Consider the following 25,761-nt stretch of genomic DNA (forward strand, 5'->3'; position numbering starts at 1 on the left):
CTATTAAGAAACAAAAGCAATAACTTCACCACCAACGCCTGCAGCACGTGCAGCGCGATCAGTCATGATGCCTTTGCTTGTAGAAACAATTGCAATACCTAAACCTTGCTTAACGCTCGGAAGTGCATCTTTACCACGATACTGACGTAGACCTGGACGGCTTACGCGTTTCACAGTTTCGATAACTGGTTTGCCTTCAAAATATTTTAAAGTAATTGTCAAAGTAGCTTTGCCTTCAAGATCAGCAACTTCTACATTTGAAATGTAACCTTCTTGTTGAAGTACGTTTGCAATTGCAACTTTCAACTTAGAATTAGGCATAGAAACAGTTTGTTTCTTTGCCATTTGTGCGTTACGAACACGTGTTAGCATGTCGGCAACGGTATCTTGCATACTCATTTATAGTCGCTCCTTACCAGCTTGCCTTAACAACGCCCGGTACATCACCCTGCATTACTGTGTCACGTAATTTGTTACGGCTTAAGCCGAACTTACGGAAGTAACCATGAGGACGACCAGTTAAACCACAACGGTTACGAAGACGTACTGGAGACGCATTACGTGGTAATGCTTGTAACTTCATCATCGCTTCGAAACGTTCTTCATCAGATGCATTTACGTTTGCAATCGTAGCTTTTAATTCAGCACGTTTTGCAGCGTATTTAGCAACTGTAGTTTCGCGTTTCAATTCGCGATTAATCATACTTTTCTTAGCCATATCGACCTCTTATTTGAACGGGAAGCCGAATGCACGGATTAGCGCACGGCCTTCGTCATCAGTACGAGCAGTCGTAGTGATAGTAATATCCATACCACGAATACGATCGATCTTATCAAAATCGATTTCAGGGAACATAATTTGTTCCTTGAGACCCATTGAATAATTACCACGACCATCGAATGATTTCGCAGAAAAACCGCGGAAGTCACGAATACGAGGGATAGCGATAGAGATCAAACGGTCTAAGAATTCGTACATTTGTTCGCCGCGTAAAGTTACTTTACAACCAATCGGCCAACCATCACGGATTTTAAAACCAGCGATTGATTTGCGCGCTAATGTAAGAACTGGTTTTTGACCAGCAATAGCTTGCATATCCGCCAAAGCGCCATCTAACAATTTCTTGTCAGCTGAAGCCGCACCAACACCCATGTTGATGGTGATTTTAGTAATGCGAGGAATTTCCATCACATTGCCCAAACCAAGTTCTTCTTTCAACTTAGCTCGGATTTCGTCGTTATAACGTGTTTTAAGTCTGGCCATAGCCTAGTTCAACCTATTACTTCGCTACCGCCACTGATTCACCATTTGATTTGTAAACGCGAGTTTTCACGCCTTCAATCACTTGGTAACCAACACGGTCAGCCTTTTGGGTTGCAGCATTAAAAACTGCCACGTTTGAAATATGAAGCGAAGCTTCTTGTGTAACAATAGCGCCTTCAGCACCTGTTGCACGGTTCGGCTTTTGATGCTTCTTAACTAAATTAAGGCCTTCAACCTTAACTTGGTCATTTGAAACAGACAAAACAGTACCCTGTTTGCCTTTTTCTTTACCTGCGATCACAATTACTTGATCGCCTTTTCTAATCTTAGCCATGATTGCCTCTATTATAGAACTTCAGGAGCCAATGAAATGATTTTCATGAACTGTTCAGTACGAAGTTCACGAGTCACTGGTCCGAAAATACGAGTGGCAATCGGAGCCTTGTTGTTGTTCAAGATAACTGCAGCATTATCATCGAAACGGATCACAGAACCGTCTGGACGACGAATACCGAATTTAGTACGAACTACAACTGCATTCATCACGTCACCTTTTTTAACACGGCCACGCGGAATTGCTTCTTTTACAGTAACTTTAATAATGTCGCCAACAGAAGCATAACGACGATGTGAACCACCAAGTACTTTAATACATTGTACGCGGCGAGCACCACTGTTGTCTGCTACGTCTAGCATACTTTCGGTCTGAATCATTGCCCTACTCCAAAACCGAGCATCACCGGTCGCAATTTCGAAAGGCTCAAAGAGTACTCGAAATTGACCGATGATGCAACAAGAACGTCTAATTACTCAGCAGCTGCTTCAATAACTTCCACTAAAGTCCAAGCTTTAGTTTTTGAAATTGGGCGGCTTTCTTTAATGGTTACAACATCGCCAGTTTTAGCAGTGTTGTTCTCATCATGAGCGTGTAATTTTGTTGAACGGCGGATTGATTTGCCATACAACGGGTGTTGAACGCGGCGTTCAATAAGTACAACAATAGACTTGTCCATTTTGTCACTTACTACTTTGCCTGTTAACGTGCGAACTGTTTGCTCACTCATTGTGCGTTCCCCTGTTTTTCGGTAAGGAGGGTCTTGATACGAGCAATAGTCTTACGAGTTAACGCAACTTCATGCGATTTACCCAATTGACCAGTTGCTTTCGCCATACGAAGACGGAATTGGTTAAGCTGTTGCTCATCAAGCAAAGCTGCCAACTCTTCTACCGATTTTTCACGTAGATCTTTAGTTTTCATTACATCACCGTCTTAGTAACGATAGTGGTTTTAAATGGAAGCTTAGCAGCTGCAAGCGTAAACGCTTCGCGTGCCAATTCTTCACTAACACCATCCATTTCGTACAAGATCTTACCTGGTTTGATTTGGCAAACCCAGTATTCCACAGAACCTTTACCTTTACCCATACGAACTTCTAATGGTTTTTCAGTAATTGGTTTGTCTGGGAAAACACGGATAAAGATCTTACCACCACGTTTAACACGACGGCTAATTGTACGACGCGCAGCTTCGATTTGACGAGCAGTCATTTGACCACGCTCAACAGATTTAAGTGCGATTGTACCGAAAGATACTGTGCTACCACGATGCGCTAGACCAGTGTTACGGCCTTTTTGCACCTTACGGAATTTAGTACGTTTAGGTTGCAACATGGATTATTCTCCTTTTTCAGCAGAACGATCATTGCGACGACCACGACGCTCTTGACCTTCACCACGACCGCGACCGCGTTTAGCTGGACGTTCTTCAGCAGGAGCAGGGTTCATGACTTGTTTCATGCCACCTAAGATCTCGCCACGGAAAATCCAAACTTTAACACCAATCGTACCGTAAGTAGTTTCAGCGCGCATAGTTGCATAGTCGATGTCAGCACGAAGTGTATGTAAAGGTACACGACCTTCACGATACCATTCAGTACGTGCAATTTCTGCACCACCTAAACGACCAGAAACTTCAACTTTGATACCTTTAGCACCAGCACGCATAGTGTTTTGAACCGCACGCTTCATAGCACGACGGAACATTACACGTTTCTCTAATTGTGAAGCAATTGCTTCAGCAACTAAACGAGCGTCTAAGTCTGGGCGATCGATTTCGTTGATGCTTACTTGCGCTGGAACACCCATAATCTTGGTAAGTTCACGCTGTAATTTCTCAATGTCTTCGCCTTTTTTACCGATAACGATACCTGGACGAGCAGTGCTAATTGTTACTTTAGCAGCGCCTGTAGGACGTTCGATAAGAATATTGCTGATCATCGCGCTTTTAAGTTTTTTAGTTAAAAACTCACGAACTTGAAGATCTTTAAGCAAGTATTCAGCGTATTGTTTCGGACTCGCATACCAGTTGGCGTTATGACGTTTTACAACACCAAGGCGGATACCGATTGGATGAACCTTCTGACCCATATCAAACCCCTACCTTAACGGTAATGTGACAAGTACGCTTAGTAATACGATCTGCACGGCCTTTAGCACGTGGCATAATACGTTTAAGGCTAGTGCCTTCATCAACGTAAATCGTAGTAACCTTAAGGTCGTCTACATCTAAACTGTTATTGTGTTCAGCGTTTGCAATTGCAGATTCCAATGCTTTTTTCACTACAACTGCAGCTTTTTTGTTGCTGAAGTTTAAGATATTAAGCGCGTGAGCAATAGATTTGCCACGGATTAGGTCTGCAACCAAACGAGTTTTTTGTGCCGAGATAGCGGCACCGCGTAATTTAGCAGTAACTTCCATCATAGCACCTTAACGTTTAGACTTCTTGTCAACACCGTGACCACGATAGGTACGAGTTGGCGCGAATTCACCGAGTTTGTGACCAACCATATGTTCAGATACGATCACTGGAACATGGTTACGACCATTATGTACAGAAATTGTTAAACCAACAAAATCCGGGAGGATCATCGAACGACGCGACCAAGTTTTGATCGGCTTACGGTTATTAGCCGCGATAGCCGCTTCAACCTTAGCGAACAAGTGCGCATCGACGAATGGGCCTTTTTTCAGAGAACGAGGCATTGTCAGATTCCTTTACTTGTTACTTAACGCGACGGTCGCGAATGATCATCTTAGTCGTACGCTTATTGGTACGAGTTTTGTACCCTTTAGCTTTTTGACCCCATGGGCTTACAGGTTGAATACCTTTGTTACGCCCTTCACCACCACCATGTGGATGGTCAACTGGGTTCATCGCCATACCACGAACGGTAGGACGAACACCACGCCAGCGTGCAGCACCTGCTTTACCAAGTGAACGAAGGTTGCTTTCTGAGTTAGATACTTCACCTAACACAGCGCGACATTCAACGTGTACTTTACGCATTTCGCCTGAACGAAGACGAATGATTGCGTAAGAACCGTCACGACCCAACAACTGAGCAGAAGTACCAGCAGAACGCACTAATTGTGCACCTTTACCGATTTTAAGCTCAATGTTATGTAATGTAGAACCGATAGGCATATTACGAAGCGGTAAGCAGTTACCTGGACGAATTGGAGCATCGTTACCAGATTGTACTTTATCGCCAGCACGTAAGCCTTTAGCAGCAATAATATAACGACGCTCACCGTCAGCATATTTCAATAAAGCAATATGTGATGTACGGTTAGGATCGTATTCAATACGTTCAACTACAGCAGGGATGCCGTCTTTGTTACGTTTGAAGTCAACGATACGGTAGTTTTGTTTATGACCACCACCAACGTGACGAGTTGTAATGTGACCGTTATTATTACGACCACCAGTACGTTTTTTAGCTTCAACCAACGGTGCATAAGGCGCGCCTTTGTGAAGATGATTATGAACCACCTTCTCTACAAAGCGACGTCCTGGAGACGTTGGCTTACATTTTTGAATTGGCATAATTTTCGTCCTTATTCCGCTGTGCTTTCAGCGGTATCGCCCAAGTCAGCCATTTCAACATCTTGGCCAGCTTTCAGGGTGACGTATGCTTTTTTAACATCAGAACGACGTCCTAATGTTTTACCAAAGCGTTTAGTCTTACCTTTAGTGATAGTCGTGTTAACTTTAACAACTTCTACACCAAATAATTGCTCTACTGCTTTTTTGATTTCAAGTTTGTTTGCATCGATAGCAACTTTAAAAACTTGAACACCAGCAGTTTCGCCTAGAACTTGTGCTTTTTCTGAAAAAACAGGCCCTTTTAGGACTTGATAGATACGTTCGTTGTTCATCCGAGTTCTACCTCAATCTTCTTAGCAGCCGCAACAGACATAACAACTTTATCAAACGCGATCAAGCCAACAGGATCAATCCCAGCAGCATCAACCACATCAACGTGTGGAAGGTTACGAGCAGCTAAATATAGATTTTCATCTACAGCTTCAGTAACGATTAATGCGCGAGTAGCGTTCAAGCCGTTTAGTTTTGCAAGCAATTCTTTAGTTTTTGGAGCTTCAACTGCAAACTCTTCAACCAATACAAGACGATCTTGGCGAACAAGTTCAGCTAAGATACATTGCATTGCACCGCGGTACATTTTGCGGTTTACTTTTTGAGACCAATCTTGTGGACGAGCAGCAAAAGTTTTACCACCACCAACCCAGATTGGGCTACGAATAGAACCAGCACGAGCGCGGCCAGTACCTTTTTGACGGAATGGTTTTTTACCACCGCCAGAAACGTCTGCACGTGACTTCTGAGCTTTAGAGCCTTGACGACCACCAGCTAAATAAGCTGTAACAACTTGGTGTACAAGAGCTTCATTAAATTCACGTCCGAAAGCAACTTCAGACAATTCAACAGCAGAGCCGGAAACAGTTTTTAAATTCACGTTATTTCCCCTCAGGCCTTGATCGTAGGACGAACGATAACGTCGCCACCAGTAGCACCAGGAATCGCACCTTTAACAACAAGAACTGAACGTTCTGCGTCGATAGATACAATTTCAAGACCTTGTACAGTTACGCGATCATCACCTAAGTGACCAGGCATTTTTTTGCCTTTGAACACGCGACCAGGAGTCTGGTTTTGACCTGTAGAACCAATTACACGGTGAGATACTGAGTTACCATGTGTAGCATCTTGCGTACGGAAGTTCCAACGCTTAACACCACCCTGGAAGCCTTTACCTTTTGATTGACCAGTAACGTCAACAACTTGACCTACTGCGAACAAATCAACACCGATAGTGCCACCAACTTCACGACCTTCAAGATCAGCTTCTGCAACGCGGAATTCTTTAACTAAACGACCAGCAGCAACACCAGCTTTCGCAAAGTGACCTTTCTGAGCATTTGTTACGCGAGATTCGCGACGTTCACCAGTAGTGATTTGAATCGCTTGATAACCATCAGTTTCAAGCGTTTTGATTTGAGTGATACGGTTAGGATCAACCTCAATCACTGTTACAGGCACAGAAACACCAGCATCTGTAAAGATACGTGTCATACCGCACTTGCGACCGACTAAACCAATAGCCATGTGCATAAACCTCTAAAAAAGCGGCCTAATTAACTTATAGAGCGTTAATTAACCGAAAGCCTTAACCCAATGCGATCTGAACATCAACACCAGCTGCAAGATCCAACTTCATCAACGCATCTACAGTTTTATCTGTAGGTTGAACGATGTCGATCAAACGTTTATATGTGCGGATTTCATATTGGTCACGCGCATCTTTGTTCACGTGTGGTGATGTTAAAACGTTAAAACGTTCGATGCGAGTAGGCATCGGAATTGGACCACACACTTGTGCGCCAGTACGTTTTGCTGTTTCTACGATCTCTTGAGAAGATTGATCAATTAAACGATGATCAAAAGACTTAAGACGGATACGAATTCTCTGGTTAGACATACCAGTTAACTCCAAGCCAAATATATAAAGAATCACCCTTGACGCATCTCACCCCACTAAATAAGGTAAGTGTCAAAGGCAGTGAAAATCACTAAGGTCGTGATCGATGCCACGACTGTAACGATCTGAATGACTTTCTTCGCCATTCACCCCACCATATCGGAGGGTCGCTCATTATAACGATTGTTTAACACTTAAGCAAACTTATTTGGACATTTTTACCTTTTTTTGAGTAATTAATTATAAATAAAGCGCTTATTATTTAAACACCAGCTTAAACCCTTAAAACGTAGTCAATCGCATGATTGAGCAACTGATTCCCAATCACATAATCCGTTTGTTGCGATTTTTTTAGCTTCAATAATGATTGACTGTGTACTCCACTAAACACCATATCTTCTTCTTCATGCTCAATGAAGATTTTTAAGCTATGCGGGGTGATTTCTGGATGGAACTGAAACCCCAATACATTTTTACCAATCTGATAAAGTTGGTTGGGACATGCTGGATTCTCCGCCAAACGAATTGCGCCTTTAGGAATATCAAAGGTCTCACTATGCCATTGCATGACATTGACCCGCTCAGGCAATTGGAAATAACCTTCTGGCACATGGTTGCTTTTATTGACCAAGGTCCAGCCAATCTCTTGCACAGTATTACGTCGAACATTGGCACCTAGAGCATTGGCTATCAACTGCCCACCCAAACACAACCCGATTGCGGGCTTTTCCGAAGCCAAATAACGGCGAATCCATCGTTTTTCGACCTTTAACCAAGGATAGTTGGCTTCATCATTTACACTCATTTCCCCACCCATAATGATGAGTAAATCCACATCATTGACATGCGGCAAAGCTTCTATTTCTAATTGTGAATCTGTGGGTAAAGCAAAAAATTCTGTTGCAGTAATTTCTGCGCCCATTGCTTTTAAATACTCATAACAGCTACCAAAGCCTTCACCTGCAATATGCTGAAAATAATGCACTTTAAGTTTTTTCATGTTATCACCTATTCTTGTTGTATCAATTACGCTACAAACCACAAAACATAGTTGGATAAATGCAAAAATGAAGCCAATATCAATTTTATTTATTATTTTTCACAATTTATTGCTTTTCGTCACTGAGCGATTATGTTTTGCTTACTTTAGTCCAGCTATTAACAAAAATTGAGTATTCCTGTGAAACAAAAACCAGTTACTGCTTTAATTCATTCTTCTCGTAAAGCACCACAATATATAAATACAATACAGCCTCCCCTATTTCGTGCGTCAACAATTATATTTGAAAATACCGATGCACTATTTAATCGCCATTGGACAGATCGTTATGACTATAGTTACGGTACACATGGCACACCGACAACGTTTACTCTAGGCGATCACATTGCCCAAATAGAAGGTGGTGAATATTGCTTGCTTGCACCCAGTGGTTTATCTGCGATTAATCTGGTCAATTCATGTTTTTTAAGTCATGGAGATGAAGTCTGGGTCGCTGACAATATCTATGGTCCCAACATGGAACATCTACGTCATCTTGAAAAAAGTTATGGCATTATCGTTCAAGTTTATAATCCTATCGATGCAGACACATTCCAACCCAATGAAAATACCAAACTGATTTGGTTAGAAGCCGCAGGTTCAGTCACACTCGAATTTCCTGATTTGGTGAGTTTAGTCAAAAAAGCCAAAGCAAAAAATATCCTCACGGCTTTAGACAATACCTGGGGCGCTGGCCTAGCGTTTAATGCCTTTGATTTTAGTCATGAACATTTAAGTGTAGATATCAGTGTACACGCCTTAACCAAATACCCAAGTGGCGGCGGCGATATTTTAATGGGATCTGTGGTCACTCAAGATAACGCTTTACATCATAAACTGTTCCGTATGCATGCCATTCAAGGTATCGCGATTTCAGGTGATGATGCTGCACAAGTACAACGTAGTTTAGCCTCAATGCAAATTCGTTATGAGCATCAGTCTCAAAGTGCTTTAAAGATTTTAAATTGGTTAAAGAGTCAAAATGCGTTTGCTCAAGTTTTACACCCTGCGGATTCTGACAATATAAGTCACACCTATTGGAACCAGACCTGTCAAACAGGACAAAGTGCTGGTCTTGTTAGTGTTATTTTTAAACCTGAGTTTGATATCAACAAAATCAGAAAGTTTTGTGATCATTTATCTTTATTTAAACTCGGTTTTAGTTGGGGTGGTCCTATCAGCTTAGTCATGATTTATAATCTGACTGACATGCGTCATTTAGAACGCGCACATCTAGAGCAAGGTCTATTGGTTCGTTTCTGTATTGGCTTAGAGCATCCAGACGATTTAATCCAAGATATTCAAAACGCACTTCAAGCCATTCAAGCTTAATATTTCAACTCAGCAGGCTTAATACATAATCTCTGGGTCTTTGCTATATAAATGATGGCAAGGGCCCTACACTCACCTTTAAACACGATTAAGTGCAGAGATCATTCAGCGAAAAGTACATTTAGCTTTTACTTATTCCCTGTGCATTTCAAGAAACAATCCACACCACCCTACAGTCATATTCAACAATAAAAACAGATTTACAACATCATCATTTAATGCAATTTTGTATAACAACAATGATATAAATATTGAGTCAGATAAAGAATATCCAAACTCAAATTAAAGCTATAGGAATAACAATGGGCACACCAATCGTCATCGCAAAAAAAACTTCAGATACAACACAAGATATTGTATTACATTCACAATTTGCTAACCGTCATGGTTTAATTGCAGGCGCCACAGGTACAGGTAAAACCGTTACCCTTAAAGTGCTTGCTGAAAGTTTCTCACGAATTGGTGTACCCGTATTTCTTGCCGATGCCAAAGGGGATGTTTCCAGTATCGCCAAAGCAGGTTCAACCAATCCTAAATTTGAAGAACGCATTAAAAGCTTAGGGGTAGACAGTGTTCCTTTTGCTGGGTCACCGACTATTTTTTGGGATTTATTTGGTGAGCAAGGACATCCGATCCGTACCACAATCTCTGAAATTGGCCCACTGTTACTTTCGCAAATGCTGAATTTAAATGACACTCAAGAAGGTGTACTTTCAGCGGTGTTCCGTGTTGCAGATGATCAAGGCTTACTGTTAATTGATTTTAAAGATTTAAAAGCCATGCTGACCTATGTCAGTGAAAATGCTGCGGCTTTAAAAGCAGAATACGGCAATCTCTCACCAGCAAGTTTAGGTGCTATTCAGCGTAATCTATTGGCTTTAGGCGATCAGGGCGGTCAACGTTTCTTTGGTGAGCCAAGCCTTGATATTATGGATTTTATCCAAACTGATGCCAATGGACATGGTTATATTAACCTCTTGGCTGCGGATAAGCTGATGAACACACCAAAGCTCTATGCAACATTTCTGCTTTGGATGCTTTCAGAATTATTTGAAAAGCTACCTGAAGTCGGTGACTTAGATAAGCCAAAATTGGTGTTCTTTTTTGATGAAGCGCATTTGCTCTTTGATAATGCCAGCCCAGCTTTACAAGAAAAAATTCAACAAGTGGTCCGTCTAATTCGCTCTAAAGGTGTCGGAATTTATTTCATCTCACAAAGCCCATTAGATATTCCAGAAAATGTTTTAGGACAACTGGGCAACCGTGTACAACATGCCTTACGCGCGTTTACCCCTAAAGATCAAAAAGCAGTAAAAACTGCTGCTGATACCTTCCGCGCTAATCCAGAGTTTAAAGTAGATCAAGCAATTACAGAACTGGCTGTTGGTGAAGCGCTTATTAGTTGCCTAGATGAACAAGGTACACCTCAAGTGGTTGAACGAGCGATGGTGATGCCACCCTACTCATCATTTAGCCCAATCACTTTAGATGAACGAAAAGCCTTAATGGCACAAAGTATTGTTGCGGGTGTTTATGATAATGAAGTGGATCGTGATAGCGCTTATGAAATGCTACAACGTAAAGTTTCTGATAGCTCACAACAGCAGGTGGCTTTTGATGCAGTGGCTCAACAAGCCAAGCAATTAGAAGAGCTCACCAAGCAACAACAGACCATCGATAAACAACAAGCCAAAGAGCAAGAACGCTTAGAAAAAGAGGAAGCAAAAGCTGCAGCTGCACGTGCCAAACTGACTCAAGACGTGATCGGAACTTTTGCTAAAAGCGCCGCAAGAACCTTAGGTGGTCCTACAGGACAAAAACTGGTCCGCGGTTTGTTAGGTTCATTATTTGGTGGGCGTTGATTCGTTTAAACACAAATATGAGGAGCGTTAGCGCTCCTTTTTTATTCTCCATTTTTATAGCTTATCTTCTTGCTTATGTTTTTATTCGCTTATACCGCTTATCAAGCCCGCTAAACATATCTAAAAGCATATCTAAAAACTTATTCAAAAAATTCATCTAAAAACTTAAAAATAAATTCAATAATTTCAATCAATAAAACTTAAACTCAAACTAAACCATAATTATTTTATGTGTTTTTCTTAAAGGTGTATTGCAAATACATTTTATAAGATGTATTTTAAATACATCTTATAAATGACAGCCAAGAGAGATCAACAATGACTCCGCAGCAAATTGACCTTGTAAAAGCAACAGTTCCTGTTCTTCGCGAAAATGGTGTAGCACTTACCGGTTATTTTTATAACCGCATGCTCAGCAATAATCCTGAATTAAAAGAAACCTTTAATATGGGGCATCAACGTAGTGGTGCACAGGCTCAAGCTTTGGCTGGTGCTGTTTTAGCATATGCTGAAAATATTGAAGATCCTTCAGTACTTTTGCCTGTGGTTGAACTGATTGCCCATAAACATGTCAGTCTGAATATTCAAGCACCTGATTACAACATTGTCGGTGAAAACCTATTACATTCAATTAGTGAAGTATTAACTATTTCGATGGAAGATCCATTAATTGACGCATGGGCTGCAGCTTATGGGCAATTGGCCGATCTATTTATCAGTACTGAAAAAGCGATTTATGAACAGCACCAACAAACTCAAGGCAGCTGGTTAGGCTGGCGTAAATTTAAAATCGCTAAAAAAGTGGATGAAAGCGAAGAAATTACCTCTTTCTATCTTGCACCAGTCGATGGTGGTGCATTACCTAAATATGAAGCGGGTCAATATATTTCAGTGCGCGTATTTGTTGAAGCATTAGGCTTAAAACAACCACGTCAATACACGCTATCGACAAGTCCACAAGCAGACTATTTACGTATTTCAGTTAAACGTGAAGATGAAAAAGGTGATTTGGCAAGTGGTTGGGTATCAAATACTTTACATGGCTTAGCTGAAGGTTCAGAAATTGAAGTGTCTGCTCCAACAGGTAACTTCTACCTGATTGATAGTAGCAAACGTAATGTCTTCATTAGTGCGGGTGTAGGTTTAACCCCAATGATTGCAATGCTTAACCAATTGGTGACTTTAGACATGCCTCAACCGGCTAGCTTTATTCATGCATGTCGCAGTAGCCAAGTACATGCGATGAAACAACATATCCAAGAGCAAAAAACTAAATTCCCACGTCTCAGTACATTTACAGCTTATGAGTTCCCACATAGCGGTGATGTTATAGGTGAGGACTATGATGTGGCTGGTCGTTTAGACTTAGCAACGCTTGATACAGCATTACTCCCAGCCCATGCTGATTATTATCTTTGTGGCCCAATACCATTTATGCAACAACAGCACCAAGCATTGGTGGCTCGTGGTATTAAACCTGAACAAATTCATAGTGAAGCGTTTGGTACGGGTGGTGCAGGTATCTAAATCTCCATCCGTTCTTTATAAGGCTGGTCTATGATAGACTGGCCTTATTTATTTCAGGATGAGATACATCTTTACCCATAGATGAGCAGCCTACATGCAACTAAATAAATTTACCGACTATGCCCTGCGCATCTTAATGTACATCGCGCCTCCAAAAGATGTGCCTTATACAATTGCCGAAATTGCAGAAGATTTACATGTTTCAGAAAATCACTTGGTCAAAATTGTGCATTTTATGGGAAAACAAGGTTGGGTGATTACCACACGAGGTAAAGGCGGTGGTTTGCGCTTAAACCCAGATATCTTAGAATTTCGCTTAGGACATATTGTAAGAATTCTCCAACGCGATGCACAAATTGTAGAGTGCAATACGCCACCTTGTGTGCTACGTCCACGCTGCGGCTTAAAGGGTATTTTAGATCAGGCCGTTGAACAGTTTTATCAAAGCCTAGATCACTATACTGTTGCCGATGTTCTCAATGCGCCACCACAACATCCAAAGATCGTAAACTCGCCTATTCCCAATCTCAATGTTTAATTCACAAAAATTCATCGTCCACAATCCAGTATCTCAATAACCAATATTCCAGTTAACGCGATCAAAATTCGCTTGAATCTCCGACTTCCTTTATAATGCACTTTGTTTATCCGTTTATTGAAGTTGAAATATGCATCGCAGCAGTGGAAAGTCTAAAAATAGTAAGACCTCAAGCGCCCCTAAACAAAAAATCAGTTATGAAAAAAAGGCTGATCCTGCGATTTCAGAATACTCAACTTCATCTTTGAACTGGTTGCGTAAAGCTGAATTTCTAATGAGTGCGCCTAAACTGAATCTTTGTGTAGAAGATACTGGTTATGAAGTTGCCTTTGCAGGCCGTTCAAATGCAGGAAAATCAAGTGCTATCAATGCATTGACCAATCAAAAGCAATTGGCCCGCGCGTCGAAAAGACCTGGCCGTACGCAAATGATTAACTTTTTTAGTTTAGGTAATCCAGATCAACGCCTTGTCGATCTACCAGGTTATGGTTATGCAGCTGTACCTGAAGCAATGAAAATTGTATGGCAAAAAGAACTTGAAAATTATTTGATTCATCGCAAAAGTTTACAAGGTCTGGTTTTGCTCATGGATATTCGCCACCCTTTACAACACTTCGATGTGATGATGTTGGAATGGGCATATTCACGTCACTTGTTTGTGCATGTACTGTTGACTAAATCCGACAAACTCAACCGTGGCCCTGCCAGTAAAGTGTTGTTAGATGTACAACAACAATTGAAGAAAATGAAGTTGAATTTTTCGATACAACTGTTTTCATCACTCAATAAACAAGGTCTAGAAGAACTCGCGTCAATTATGGCAGGTCGCTTAAATTACACCTTAGACAAAACTTTAGATTTTGATATTGATGCAATTCCTGAAGCCACTGAAGATGATTTGGATGATGAGTTCATTGATCAAGACCAAGAATCCGAATTCAATAGTGAAAATATTGATGGAAATGTAGATGAAAATCCACAAGCATAAATAAAAAAGTCTTGTCTAACAAAATTCATCACATATTGATACTGGAATGTCCTAAATTGCTAATAACTATTTAGGACATTTTTTTATACTTGAATAATAAAGTGTGAAATCACCAAAGAAAAATTAGGACACTGTGATGAAGCTACTCGCTAAATTAAAGAACAGTCGGATTGGATCGTCTATTCAGTACCACATCAAACCACGTAAAGTGAAATTTGAATGGCAAGATACCCCTGTCGATTGGATTCCAAATCAGCCATTTGTCAGCTACTTTATCAATGAAATTAACAACATTCTTCCAGCAGGTGAATTTTGGTTTTGCCGTTTATACAATCGTGTTTTACCCAAAATCACAGATGAAAAATTAGCTGAAGATGTTCGTGCCTTTATCCGCCAAGAAGCGATGCATGCTCAAGCACATGCTTCAGCAAATAAAGAATACTTAACTGTGCGTAATATTGATATTCAACGTAATCTTGAAATTATGGATTTCTTGTTTGGCAAATTACTCGCAGATCAACCACTCGGCTTTAAAGTACCCAAAGTCCTTGATCATCAATGGGATTTGTTCCGTTTAGGTATCGTCGCCACTGTTGAACATATGACTTGTGTCTTGGGTAAATACGCCCTTTACAATAAAAAATGGGCGGAATTGGGTGCAGATCCAAATATGCTTGATTTAGTCAAATGGCATGGTGCCGAAGAGATTGAACACCGTACAGTGGCTTTTGATCTGTATCGTCATTTAGGTGGTGGTTATATTTCTCGTTATTATCAAAGTGTTATCGTGATTGCCGCTGTATTAGGCTTATGGGTTGATGGTGCTGCACATATCATGGGGCAAGACTCACGTTATGCAGATAAAAAACCTGCTTTCTATAAGCCTTGGATTTGGCGTGAATGGGCGAGTATCGCACAATCAGATAATCGCTTAATGCCACATCCATTATGGTTGGTTTCACAGCAATTGGGCTATTTAATGCCTTGGTATGATCCAGTACATGAAGCTAAAACAGAAGATGCGATTGCTTATTTGGATCAATCTCCTGCAGCAAAACGTGCATTGCCTAGAGTTGCAGCATAATAACTATTAAATAGTGATGAATACTGAAATCAAATAAAAAAGCAGGATTAAGATCCTGCTTTTTTTTGGGCCAATCTTTTAGAACAAGATCCTAACCATAGACTAAGTTGAACTTTCCATATCTTTGGTGTTTCGGTCAACGACTACACTAATCATCATATCCCCTTGTACATTCACTACGGTACGTACAGTATCGAGAATACGGTCAATTGGCAGAAGAATCGCAATTGCTTCCGCTGGTAATCCCACAGATTGCAGCACCATGATCATGGTGACCATGCCCGCACTTGGAATACCCGGTGCGCCCAATGAAGCAATCATCGCGGTCAAACAGACAATTACCTGCTGGGTGATTGATAATTCTAAACCCATTAAATTGGCAATAAAAAGCGCTGCTGCTGCTTCATAAAGTGCTGTTCCATCCATGTTTAACTGGGAACCAAAAGGAATCACAAAGCCTGCAATTTGTGGACGCACGCCTAAATTTTCTTGAGTACACTTTAAACTCAAAGGCATGGTTGCAGAACTTGAACTGGTTGCAAATGCTGTAATTAATGCTGCACGCGTTCCTTTAAAAAAGGTAATCGGATCCATTTTCCCAAAGATCCATAACAACAATGGCAGAACCACAACACCATGAAATATGGTGGTTCCTGTAACAACAATAGCAAACTCAGCAAGACGGCTTAAAATAGAGATGTCTTCTGTTGCAATCAGCTTTGCCATTAATGCAAAAATACCAATTGGCGCAACTTTCATCACCCAACCAACCAACATCATCATGATGTCAAAAAACTGACGTGCCAGTTGTTTGATTGAATTAAAACGCTCTCCACCATGTACCAGTGCCAAACCCAATAACAAAGCAAACAGCACCACTGCCAAAACATTACCATCACTAAATGCTTTAAATGGATTGATGAGGGTATTTTGAATAAAATTGGTTAAAAATGAGCTGGGTGTCAGTGAATCTGGGCTTTTATGTTGATTCATTGCATCTTGGAACATTGCAATATCCACACCTTGTCCCACATTGAATAGATGTGTTGAGGCTAAACCGAGGATAAGTGCCAATGTCGTTGTGGTCACACAACAAGCCAAGGTTATTTTCCAAACTCGACTGAGTTGACTGCCCGCTTCTAAGTTTGAAACACCCACCAAGATTGAACTAAAAATAAGTGGAACCAAAAGCATTTTCAATAAACCAATAAAAATACTACTGGCGATGCTCAAACCATAAATGCTGGCATCTAAAAATTGAGTATTAGGAAATTGATTTAATAAAAATCCAAATGCCACACCAAGAATGGCTGCAATAAAAATTTGGGTGTTTAAACTCATCTTCGCTGACTATTATAAATATTTACACGTTGAACTATGCCATTGAAGTTATTTAGAATCGAGCATTTTTTTGTCACAAGCTCTGCTAAAAAATAGAAAAGCCATCATAGATGATGGCTTATTTCTAGGATTTGAGTATCAGTATAAAGTCTTATTGGTTTTCGATTTCACGTACCCGCATCAAGCCTTCTTGCACCGTACTACAAACCAATTCGCCATTTTGCCACATACGACCAAAATTCAGACCGCGTGAATTTGCACTGACTGTTGCATCCATATCGTACAGCATCCAATCATCTGCCTTCACTGGCTTATGAAAATAGATCGTATGATCAATACTGGCACATTGTAAACTTGGCGAGAGGTAATTGAGACCATGCGGACGCAAAGCAGTCATCATTAAGGTATAGTCCGAATAAAACGCAACAATTGCCTGATTTAACGAGATATCATCCGCCTGCTCTGTGGCTAATGGCTCATGAGTACGCAAGTAATGTGCATAAGATGGTGCTTCAGGCTGTGGCTGAAATGGATTGGTTACATTGATCGGACGAATTTCTACCTGACGTGGACGCATAAACGCAGCGCGAATATTTTCTGGGATAAAACTGATTAAATTTTCTTTAAGCTCTTGCTCAGCTTTTAATTCATCAGGTGCTGGATATTCTGGTTCAGCAATTTGATAATTCAAGCCTTCTTCAGGTGTTGCAAATGACACCATTGCAGAAAAAATGGTACGCCCATGCTGGATTGCACGTACTTGGCGACTTAAGAAGCTTTTGCCATCACGTAACCGATCAACCTCATAAATGATTGGAGCATTGATATCCCCGCCATATAGGAAGTATGCATGTAAAGAATGTACGGGGCGATCAGCGGTATATGATGCTGCCCGCAGTGCTTGTCCTAAAACTTGCCCACCAAAAACACGCTTACCAACTAAATTTCGACTTTGACCACGAAAAATATGTTCTTCAAGTTTTTCAAGGGTTAAAAGCTCTACAAGCTCTTGGGTTAAAGCATTCATAAGTGACCTTTCTATATACTGACTTTATTCCAATGGATAGAACAAAGTATCCATATTTTAGAGATTTAACTCTATTTTGCCATAAGTCCTGAGAGAAACATTAAATTTTCATAAACTGTATTGTCACTTCTCTTGTGCTGATGGATTGTTTAAAATACGTTTTTTAACGATAAAATCTGACAAGCGACCCGCAGTTTGTCAGAAAATGACATACTGTTCTGTGCTTTAATTACAGAAAATATTTTTTATCCGCTTTATTGCGTGATTCACCATTGGCTAGGAGTATTTATGTCCAAGAGTGGCTTTGGTCAAATGTATCGTCGACTTTCGAGTAAAATACTTGACCTTGTGGTAACACCACATGTTCTTGGAGAGGTTCCTACAGAAGCTCAACCTTTAGACCCTTCAACTGAAAATTTTGAGCTCATTCAGCCCACAACTCAAAAAGTTGTCTGCTATGTTCTACAGAATTACTCACGAAGTAACGCTTTAGTTGTTGATGGTGAAACACGTCGTTTGCAGCTTCCTCCTGCACTTGACCCATTAATGATTGGCAATAGTCGCGAAAAGGCTGCGATTTTATTTTTACAACACCAAGATGAAAACAATTATTTTAATCCGCCTACGCATGCTTATCCGCCGCGTTTAGTTAGACTGATTGAATCACTTGATCAAAATGCTGATTTAGATATTGAATTAATCCCTGTTACAGTACTGTGGGGACGTTCACCAGATAAAGAAGACTCTTGGTTTAAGCTGTTATTTACTGACACTTGGGCAACGCCAAGTAAAGTTAAACAGTTGATGAACATTGGTTTACATGGTCGACAGTCATTCCTTGAATTCCATGAAGCGCAATCACTTAGAGCTTTAGTCGATCATGCAAAAATTGCTCATCCCAATATTTCACCAGCCACTTATATTGTCAATCAATTAAATGACTACTTAGATCGTCAGCGTGAGGTCATTCTCGGCCCAGATTTATCTGATCGCCGTAATGTCATGCAATCACTGATTAAAGCCCCTGATGTACAGGATGCAATTCGTAAAGAAAGTATTCGCTCAAAAATCAGCATGATTGATGCTGAACATAAAGCGATTGGTTTTGTAAACGAAATTGCATCCGACTATTCTGCATCGGCTGTACGCTTTGCAGATATGGCCTTGACTCGTCTATGGACACAGCTTTATGACGGCGTTGAAGTACATAACTTCAATACTGTGCGCGAGTTAGTCAAAGACTATGAAGTGATTTATACGCCTTGTCACCGTAGCCATATCGATTACTTGTTATTGTCTTATGTGATTTATAAACGTGGTTTGATGGTGCCGTATATTGCTGCAGGCGATAACCTTAACATGCCATTTGTCGGTCAATTACTGCGTGGAGGCGGTGCATTCTTTATCCGTCGTTCATTCCGCGGCAATGCACTTTATACATCAGTATTTAAAGAATATTTATTTAGTATCCTGTCTAGAAACACACCTCTTGAATACTTTATTGAAGGTGGTCGTTCTCGAACTGGACGTTTATTACCCCCGAAAACTGGCATGCTCGCAATGACAGTACATGGTCATTTGCGCGGCCGTGCCAAACCGATTGTCTTTATCCCAACCTATGTCGGTTATGAGCGCTTGATGGAAGGCGCAACTTATGTTGGCGAAATGAATGGTAAGCCAAAAGAAGCTGAATCCATTTGGGGAATCTTGCAAACCCTGAAAAAAATTGAGCGTATTTTTGGTAAAGTGCATGTTAATTTTGGTGAGCCTGTTTTCTTAGATGACTTACTCAAAGCACATGGCGCTGATCAAATCACCATTGAACATAATGATGATCCAATTCCTCAAGAAGTCTCAGATGCAGTAACCAGTTCGGCAAATGCGATTCTGGAAAATATCAACCGTGCTGTGGTGATCAACCCTGTTTCTTTATTGTCACTGATTTTATTGGCAACTCCAAAACACACACTTGATGAAGAAATCTGCATTAAACAGCTTGATACATATCGCAAGTTATTAACTGCAAATCCTTATGACAGCCGTACTCAGGTCACACCATTGTCAGGCAAAGAAATCATTGCCTATGGTATGAAGCTGAAATTGATTAAACGTGTTCAACACGTCCTTGGCGATATTATTGCCATTGAAGATAATCAAGCCATTTTACTGACTTACTTCCGTAATAACATTTTGCATGCCTTTGTTTTACCGTCGTTGGTCGCAGCATTGGTCGAACATAATGGCAAGATCAGTAAGTCTGATTTACTCAATGTGATTCGTACCCTTTATCCATTCTTAAAAGCAGAGTTGTTCTTAAAATGGAAAGATAGTGAAATCAAGGCTCAAGTGACTGAATATGTCGATGCTTTGGCTCAAGCGAATTTAATTTTTGTCGATGATGAAGATTTTATTTTCAGCCCTGCGCCAAACTCAGAAGACCATAATCAATTGGCTGTTTTGGCTGCTCCAGTACGTCAAAGTCTTGAACGTTATTACATGACGCTGGCTTTAATTACTCAACGTGGCTCTGGAAATATCTCGATTCGCCAAGTTGAAGAATTAAGTCACTTGGTTGGACAACGTTTATCTGTATTGTATGAGTTCAACTCACCTGAGTTCTTTGATAAAGCGTTATTCCAAAGTTTTATGAAAGTCTTAACTGAACAAGGCTATATCAAAACCAATGAAGACCATGCCATTGTTTTTGATGAGCAGTTTAGAAACGTTGCGCAATATGCCAATTTGGTGCTTGATGATGTAACTTTGCAAATGCTTCACCATATCACCTCATTTACAGATGAGGAGTTAAAAGAAGCTTTAGATGCTTTAGCCGCACAACAAGCCAAGAAGCGTTTAAAGCGCAAGAAAAAATAAATGTCAAAAGCCCTTCTCCCTTTGGGGGGAAGGGTGGGATGATTACCTAGCCCTCTGCGATCAAGAAAGGAAACTTCTCAAAATTTGAATATTTCCATCAAAGAATATCTCACTGCTCAGATCACATTTATATTCATCATCTGCTGATCATTTTTATTCATACGCTTTATAGCTTTCTTAATGTATTAATTTAAATCCTGTTGCCAACATTCGTTCTGCAACAACCCACATCCCTACTTCATTTACCCCCTCCAAAGCCAACTGAAATTTAATTATCTTTGGAACTTTCTAAATCAAGCTCAGATTTCAATCTTATTAATGCTGCTTGAGCATCTTCATCACCCTGCTCAGCAACTTCAGAATACAATTCAAATGCTACAGTTTTATCCTGAATTACGCCATTTCCTTTTTCATACATAGCTGCCAAATTATATTTAGCTGTAGTATTATTTCGGTCTATTGCTTTTAAATACCACTCTTTAGCTTTTACATAATCCTGACCTACACCACGTCCGGTATCATACATATCACCCACATTGTTTTGAGCATCAGCACTTCCCATATTTGCAGCTTTTATATAATATTCAAAAGCTTTTTTATAGTTTTGGGTCACACCTTTTCCATTATCGTACATCAATCCTAAAAGATTATATGCTTCTGAGTAACCCTGCTTAGCTGCTTTATTTGACCACTCGAAAGCTTCATTATAATTTTGGTATTTTTCACCACTATCAAACAAGAGAAGAGCAAGTGAGTATTGCGCTTGAGGATATCCCTTATTAGCAGCTAATAGAAACCACTTTTTTGCTATATCAATGTCTTTATCGACTCCCATGCCATTTTTATACATTAATCCTAATGCAATTTGAGCCATAAAATAATCTTGGTCAGCTGCGGCTTTATAGCTTTCATATGCTTTCGAATAATTTTGTTCAATGCCATATCCATTTAAATACATATTTCCTAAGTTAAATTGTGCGACTTTATCTCCTTGTTTAGCAGATTTTTCAATCCACTCAAATGCTTTAACTGAATCTCTAGGAACATAGATACCATTCTGATAAAGTAAACCAAGTCGATTCTGGGCTTCTGCGTCTCCTGACAATGCTATTACTGTTATAAGAAAATTATCTGATTCATCTGCATAAACAATATCTGTCAAAATACATAAAAGTAGCCCTGTAATTAATTTTTTAATTTTCATTCAATATTAAACCTTAAATAAAATACGATATTATTTTATAAAATCACTAAAGCAATTTTAATATTCCAACTCAAATCCACTCTCCCTCATCCTCTCCGCAAAAATTTTCTTTCCTGTCTCTTTATCACTTTCTAAAGCTAACTCGGGTAAATTCAACTCGCGCTGAAGATTTAAAATTTTCTCATGCAAAGGTTGTGGTTGATTATTTGTACAAATATATGATTTTTCTGGATGTTCCACGTGAAGCAAATGCGCTAAGAAATGTGCAAGGTCATCTATATGGATTCGATTTGACCAATGAATATTGGGATAGCTGTGTGTGGTTTCTGCAAGTTTAATCATACGAGCAACGGATGTACCATAAATCCCAGTTGGGCGCACAATCACACATTTAGATGGATAAGCCTGTTGCCATCGCCGCTCCATTTCCAATAACAACTGCCCCTGTTGATCACTTGGAATAGGCGTTGACTCATCATCAATACGTTCACCATGGTTTTCCCCATAAACACGTGTCGATGAAACCACAATAATTCGTTTGAGCGGATGGTCTTTTAAAGCCCTCAAGATCGGCTGCACCGAGTCGACATAGGTTTGTTGATAATTTTCAATAGCACTTAGCGAAGAGTTTCGAGATGGTGCAAGCAATACATACACCACATCGACAGGCTGAATTTGCGTTAAATCGAGTTGTTGAATGTCTTGAATCAAATGTTGTGCGAAATCATCATCTTTCGCACTGCGGCTAACTGTGGTAATTTGGTGATCTTGCTGAAATAATTGTTTGGCAACACGTTGCGATGTTTTACCATAACCAATAAATAGAATATGCATTACACGACCTATTCTTCGAAACCGATTTTCAAAATCAATCAAACTTAAGTTGAGGGGACATGGCTGCCGTCCATCAATTGCAAGGGGTTGGCAATGCCGCCGCTGCTTTACTTGAAAAACTAAATATTTTCACCACAGATGATTTGTTGTTTCATTTGCCACGTGATTATGAAGATCGTAGCACGATCATTCCCATGAACCAATTACAAGTCGGTCGTAGTTATCTCATGGAAGGCGTGGTCAGATCAATCGATATGCCACCCGGTAAACGCAAATCGATGGCGATTTTATTGCAAGATGATTTTGGCAAGGTTACCTTACGCTTTTATCATATCTATAAAGCACTCACAGATCGTGCTAAAGCGGGTAATCGTTTAAGAATCTTTGGGGAAGTCCGTGTTGGGGCTCGTGGTCTGGAGCTTTATCATCCTGAGATCCAGTTAATTACCGAACATACAGCACTCCCTAAAACGCAACTAACAGCAATTTACCCTGCCACCGAAGGCTTAACCCAACCAAAGTTGCGTGAATACGTTAAGCAAGCTTTAAACCAGCACGCCGATGCTTTACCTGAGTTATTACCTGAAAAGTTCACCAATGGTTACGCGCTTAAACAGGCATTGGAGTATATTCATCACCCTCCTGTAAATGCCAATATGCTGCAACTTTCACAAGGTTCTCACCCTGCTCAACAACGTTTAATTTTTGAAGAGTTGGTTGCACATCAAATCAGCCTATTAACCCGACGTGCTTATATTCAACAAATTGCAGCGCCAGCATTTTCAACCAGTAAAAAATTTGCAAAAGCCTTATTGGCAAGCTTGCCTTTTGAAATGACCAATGCACAAAAACGTGTATCAAACGAAATTGCCAAAGATTTAAAACAAAACAAACCCATGTTGCGACTGGTTCAGGGCGATGTCGGTGCAGGTAAAACATTGGTTGCAGGTGTTGCGGCTTGTCATATTTTGGAAGAAGGCTGGCAAGTGGCGCTGATGGCACCGACTGAAATTTTAGCTGAACAGCACTATATCAATTTTAAGAAATGGTTTGAGCCACTCGGTTTAAATGTGTCATGGCTTTCAGGCAAACAAAAAGGCAAGGCACGCGCTACGGCTGAACAAACCATTAAGGATGGAACTGCCAATATTGTGGTGGGTACCCATGCTTTATTTCAGGACAATGTTGAATTTTCCAAACTTGGTCTCGTGATTATTGATGAACAACATCGTTTCGGGGTAGATCAACGTCTAGCTTTACGTAATAAAGGCGTGGATAACACCACACCACACCAATTGGTCATGACAGCAACACCAATCCCTCGCACACTGGCAATGTCTGCCTATGGTGACCTAGATACCTCAGTGATTGATGAATTGCCTCCTGGACGTACTCCCATTCAAACAGTCACGATTCCACTTGATAGACGAGAAGAAGTCTTGAATCGTATCACTACCAACTGCGCTGAGGGTAAACAGGCATATTGGGTCTGTACATTGGTCGAACAATCAGAAACTCTTGATGCTCAAGCCGCAGAAGCCACCTATCAAGAGATTAAAGATCGCTTTCCACAGATTAATATTGGCTTAGTCCATGGAAAAATGAAAGCCGATGAGAAGCAACGGGTCATGCAACAATTCAAAGACAATGAATTGCAACTGCTGATTGCAACGACAGTGATTGAAGTCGGGGTCGATGTTCCAAACGCTTCCATTATGGTGATTGAAAATGCTGAGCGCTTAGGCCTGTCTCAGTTGCATCAGTTACGTGGTCGGGTCGGTCGTGGTGCAACCGCAAGTTTCTGCGCCCTACTCTATAAACATCCTTTATCACAAAATGGCCAAGAACGTTTACGCATCATGCGTGAAACCAATGACGGTTTTATCATTGCAGAAAAAGACTTAGAAATTCGAGGGCCGGGTGAATTACTGGGCACCAAGCAAACAGGAGATTTGGGTTTCCGTGTCGCCAAGCTAGAACGAGATGATCATTTACTTAATCAAGCACATTATGTTGCCAGTCAAGTACTAAAAGATGATCCAGAAAATGCTGAAGCTTTATTAAAACGCTGGCTACCTGAAGCACCGAGATATGCCTATGTCTAAACATGTATTTAGAACATCCATGCATAAACAGCATAGCTTAGATATTTGATTCATTCAGTCTAACGATGCTTATCAAAATCTATGACCACAAATGATGACATGGAGGCTGTCATAACATGGTGATATGAAGATTAAGCGATATAAAGCTTAATAAAAATCTGCTATTGATCTATTCAGCACTCTATGCGAAATTAATCCCAAATAAAAAATAGAACAGAGCATGCTCCAATTTATCAATCAACTTCTCCATAAAAGCGTACAAAGCCTTTCCCCTTGCCTGCTTTGTGGAATAGATCGACAACAACAGCATTCTCTTTGTAACACGTGTTGGAACGAACTTCCTTGGTATAAGCAGCATATAGAACGGCATCAACACCAGATTGTTTGTGCTCACCGTTACGACTTCCCAATTGATCGCATCATCCAAGTCTATAAATATGAACAACAACTGCAATATCAGACACTATTGGCACAAAGTTTATTGAATTTAAGCCTACCTAAAATTCAAGCCATCGTGCCTATGCCAATTTCTACTGCTCGTTTAAAAGAACGTGGCTACAATCAAATGCTGATTATCGCCAAAATCATGGCAAGGCAATTAAATATCCCAGTATGGCAACCCGTGATTCGAGAAGCACAACATTCACAAAAAGGTTTAAGTAGAATTGAGCGCTTAGAAAATATTGAATATCAATTTAAAATGATCAAAACAGAAAAAAGAAAATATAAAAAAGTACTGATTATTGATGATGTCGTGACCACAGGTAGTTCAATTCATGCTTTAACCCGTGCTTTAGAAAACTTGGGCTGCCAGCAGATTTGTAGCGTCTGCATTGCCGCAGCTCAATAAATTTTCATCATCGCTCAGCGATACATACATTGTGAAGCAAACATAGCAAAA

Annotated in this window: 29 protein-coding genes and 1 pseudogene; 9 read left to right on the forward strand and 21 right to left on the reverse strand. The window is 40.3% G+C overall.

All coding sequences use genetic code 11. From position 1 onward, the window contains the following. Positions 1–3 precede the first annotated feature (3 nt). The 17 genes and pseudogenes from rpsH to AC07U8_RS18945 all read right to left on the reverse strand — a co-directional run bounded on the left by rpsH (position 4) and on the right by AC07U8_RS18945 (position 8,105). Positions 4–399: a 30S ribosomal protein S8 gene (rpsH, locus tag AC07U8_RS18865; protein ID WP_004725709.1), complete on the reverse strand. Its 396-nt coding sequence runs from the start codon at positions 397–399 to the stop codon at positions 4–6. A gap of 13 nt (positions 400–412) precedes the next feature. Then, entirely contained in the window at positions 413–718 is a 306-nt protein-coding gene (gene rpsN / locus AC07U8_RS18870; RefSeq protein ID WP_004725707.1) for a 30S ribosomal protein S14, read from the reverse strand. A gap of 9 nt (positions 719–727) precedes the next feature. Further along, on the reverse strand, positions 728–1,264 hold the full coding sequence (gene rplE, locus AC07U8_RS18875; RefSeq protein ID WP_004725705.1) for a 50S ribosomal protein L5: 537 nt from the start codon (positions 1,262–1,264) through the stop codon (positions 728–730). A gap of 16 nt (positions 1,265–1,280) precedes the next feature. Continuing rightward, positions 1,281–1,598, reverse strand: a complete 318-nt coding sequence (rplX, locus tag AC07U8_RS18880) for a 50S ribosomal protein L24 (RefSeq protein ID WP_004725703.1) — start codon at positions 1,596–1,598, stop codon at positions 1,281–1,283. Between the two features lie 11 nt (positions 1,599–1,609). Beyond that, on the reverse strand, positions 1,610–1,978 hold the full coding sequence (gene rplN, locus AC07U8_RS18885; RefSeq protein WP_004725701.1) for a 50S ribosomal protein L14: 369 nt from the start codon (positions 1,976–1,978) through the stop codon (positions 1,610–1,612). A gap of 92 nt (positions 1,979–2,070) precedes the next feature. Further along, positions 2,071–2,328 (reverse strand): 30S ribosomal protein S17, encoded by a 258-nt coding sequence (gene rpsQ, locus AC07U8_RS18890; protein ID WP_004725698.1) that lies wholly within the window; start codon positions 2,326–2,328, stop codon positions 2,071–2,073. Next, complete coding sequence (gene rpmC / locus AC07U8_RS18895) at positions 2,325–2,522, reverse strand: 50S ribosomal protein L29 (RefSeq protein ID WP_004725696.1); 198 nt, start codon at positions 2,520–2,522, stop codon at positions 2,325–2,327. The genes rpsQ and rpmC overlap by 4 nt, the downstream gene beginning before the upstream one ends. Continuing rightward, positions 2,522–2,935, reverse strand: a complete 414-nt coding sequence (gene rplP / locus AC07U8_RS18900; protein ID WP_004725694.1) for a 50S ribosomal protein L16 — start codon at positions 2,933–2,935, stop codon at positions 2,522–2,524. Before rplP ends, rpmC begins: the two co-directional genes overlap by 1 nt. Then, positions 2,875–3,691 (reverse strand): annotated as a pseudogene (gene rpsC / locus AC07U8_RS18905) (30S ribosomal protein S3). The gene rplP and the pseudogene rpsC overlap by 61 nt, the downstream one beginning before the upstream one ends. Before the next feature lies 1 nt (position 3,692). Then, entirely contained in the window at positions 3,693–4,022 is a 330-nt protein-coding gene (gene rplV, locus AC07U8_RS18910; protein WP_004816873.1) for a 50S ribosomal protein L22, read from the reverse strand. A 9-nt stretch (positions 4,023–4,031) separates the two neighbouring features. Continuing rightward, a complete protein-coding gene (rpsS, locus tag AC07U8_RS18915; RefSeq protein WP_004281508.1) occupies positions 4,032–4,307 on the reverse strand; it encodes a 30S ribosomal protein S19 in 276 nt (91 codons plus the stop codon). 19 nt (positions 4,308–4,326) lie between these two features. Beyond that, positions 4,327–5,151: a 50S ribosomal protein L2 gene (gene rplB, locus AC07U8_RS18920; RefSeq protein ID WP_004725686.1), complete on the reverse strand. Its 825-nt coding sequence runs from the start codon at positions 5,149–5,151 to the stop codon at positions 4,327–4,329. An 11-nt stretch (positions 5,152–5,162) separates the two neighbouring features. Further along, positions 5,163–5,483: a 50S ribosomal protein L23 gene (gene rplW / locus AC07U8_RS18925; RefSeq protein ID WP_004725684.1), complete on the reverse strand. Its 321-nt coding sequence runs from the start codon at positions 5,481–5,483 to the stop codon at positions 5,163–5,165. After that, on the reverse strand, positions 5,480–6,082 hold the full coding sequence (gene rplD, locus AC07U8_RS18930) for a 50S ribosomal protein L4 (protein WP_004816870.1): 603 nt from the start codon (positions 6,080–6,082) through the stop codon (positions 5,480–5,482). Before rplD ends, rplW begins: the two co-directional genes overlap by 4 nt. Before the next feature lie 11 nt (positions 6,083–6,093). Further along, positions 6,094–6,732: a 50S ribosomal protein L3 gene (gene rplC, locus AC07U8_RS18935; RefSeq protein WP_004816868.1), complete on the reverse strand. Its 639-nt coding sequence runs from the start codon at positions 6,730–6,732 to the stop codon at positions 6,094–6,096. Positions 6,733–6,793: 61 nt separating this feature from the next. Then, positions 6,794–7,105 (reverse strand): 30S ribosomal protein S10, encoded by a 312-nt coding sequence (gene rpsJ, locus AC07U8_RS18940; RefSeq protein ID WP_004725677.1) that lies wholly within the window; start codon positions 7,103–7,105, stop codon positions 6,794–6,796. Between the two features lie 274 nt (positions 7,106–7,379). Then, on the reverse strand, positions 7,380–8,105 hold the full coding sequence (locus tag AC07U8_RS18945) for a type 1 glutamine amidotransferase (protein ID WP_004725673.1): 726 nt from the start codon (positions 8,103–8,105) through the stop codon (positions 7,380–7,382). Positions 8,106–8,285: 180 nt separating this feature from the next. Here AC07U8_RS18945 and AC07U8_RS18950 point away from each other — a divergent pair, with 180 nt between their 5' ends. From AC07U8_RS18950 to AC07U8_RS18975, 6 genes are all read left to right on the forward strand, one after another. Then, entirely contained in the window at positions 8,286–9,476 is a 1,191-nt protein-coding gene (locus AC07U8_RS18950) for a PLP-dependent transferase (RefSeq protein ID WP_494738406.1), read from the forward strand. Between the two features lie 302 nt (positions 9,477–9,778). After that, a complete protein-coding gene (locus tag AC07U8_RS18955) occupies positions 9,779–11,338 on the forward strand; it encodes a helicase HerA-like domain-containing protein (RefSeq protein WP_034614375.1) in 1,560 nt (519 codons plus the stop codon). 318 nt (positions 11,339–11,656) lie between these two features. Then, positions 11,657–12,865: an NO-inducible flavohemoprotein gene (gene hmpA, locus AC07U8_RS18960; RefSeq protein WP_494738407.1), complete on the forward strand. Its 1,209-nt coding sequence runs from the start codon at positions 11,657–11,659 to the stop codon at positions 12,863–12,865. A 94-nt stretch (positions 12,866–12,959) separates the two neighbouring features. Further along, positions 12,960–13,403, forward strand: coding sequence for an RrF2 family transcriptional regulator (locus tag AC07U8_RS18965; protein WP_494738408.1), 444 nt, complete (start codon positions 12,960–12,962; stop codon positions 13,401–13,403). A 130-nt stretch (positions 13,404–13,533) separates the two neighbouring features. Further along, positions 13,534–14,391, forward strand: a complete 858-nt coding sequence (gene yihA, locus AC07U8_RS18970; RefSeq protein ID WP_004816856.1) for a ribosome biogenesis GTP-binding protein YihA/YsxC — start codon at positions 13,534–13,536, stop codon at positions 14,389–14,391. 136 nt (positions 14,392–14,527) lie between these two features. Further along, on the forward strand, positions 14,528–15,475 hold the full coding sequence (locus tag AC07U8_RS18975; protein ID WP_494738409.1) for a metal-dependent hydrolase: 948 nt from the start codon (positions 14,528–14,530) through the stop codon (positions 15,473–15,475). Positions 15,476–15,577: 102 nt separating this feature from the next. Here the strand turns inward: AC07U8_RS18975 and AC07U8_RS18980 are convergent, their stop codons facing one another. Next, a complete protein-coding gene (locus tag AC07U8_RS18980; RefSeq protein WP_034614383.1) occupies positions 15,578–16,816 on the reverse strand; it encodes a dicarboxylate/amino acid:cation symporter in 1,239 nt (412 codons plus the stop codon). 151 nt (positions 16,817–16,967) lie between these two features. Next, a complete protein-coding gene (locus AC07U8_RS18985) occupies positions 16,968–17,843 on the reverse strand; it encodes an acyl-CoA thioesterase (RefSeq protein ID WP_315079000.1) in 876 nt (291 codons plus the stop codon). A gap of 288 nt (positions 17,844–18,131) precedes the next feature. Between AC07U8_RS18985 and plsB the strand changes: the two genes are divergently transcribed. Continuing rightward, positions 18,132–20,717: a glycerol-3-phosphate 1-O-acyltransferase PlsB gene (gene plsB, locus AC07U8_RS18990; RefSeq protein ID WP_494738410.1), complete on the forward strand. Its 2,586-nt coding sequence runs from the start codon at positions 18,132–18,134 to the stop codon at positions 20,715–20,717. 268 nt (positions 20,718–20,985) lie between these two features. Here the strand turns inward: plsB and AC07U8_RS18995 are convergent, their stop codons facing one another. Together AC07U8_RS18995 and AC07U8_RS19000 are read right to left on the reverse strand one after the other, a co-directional pair. Continuing rightward, complete coding sequence (locus AC07U8_RS18995; RefSeq protein ID WP_494738411.1) at positions 20,986–21,921, reverse strand: SEL1-like repeat protein; 936 nt, start codon at positions 21,919–21,921, stop codon at positions 20,986–20,988. A 57-nt stretch (positions 21,922–21,978) separates the two neighbouring features. Beyond that, complete coding sequence (locus AC07U8_RS19000; RefSeq protein ID WP_494738412.1) at positions 21,979–22,755, reverse strand: NAD-dependent epimerase/dehydratase family protein; 777 nt, start codon at positions 22,753–22,755, stop codon at positions 21,979–21,981. Between the two features lie 59 nt (positions 22,756–22,814). Here AC07U8_RS19000 and recG point away from each other — a divergent pair, with 59 nt between their 5' ends. Together recG and AC07U8_RS19010 are read left to right on the forward strand one after the other, a co-directional pair. Further along, the gene (gene recG / locus AC07U8_RS19005; RefSeq protein WP_494738413.1) at positions 22,815–24,860 is read left to right on the forward strand and encodes an ATP-dependent DNA helicase RecG; all 2,046 of its coding nucleotides are present in this window, start codon (positions 22,815–22,817) and stop codon (positions 24,858–24,860) included. Positions 24,861–25,080: 220 nt separating this feature from the next. Continuing rightward, positions 25,081–25,710 carry a ComF family protein gene (locus AC07U8_RS19010; protein ID WP_303576655.1) on the forward strand — a complete coding sequence of 210 codons (630 nt, stop codon included), beginning with the start codon at positions 25,081–25,083 and terminating at the stop codon, positions 25,708–25,710. Positions 25,711–25,761: the final 51 nt, after the last annotated feature.

The sequence above is a fragment of the Acinetobacter sp. GW821-FHT01E09 genome, assembly GCF_059422385.1.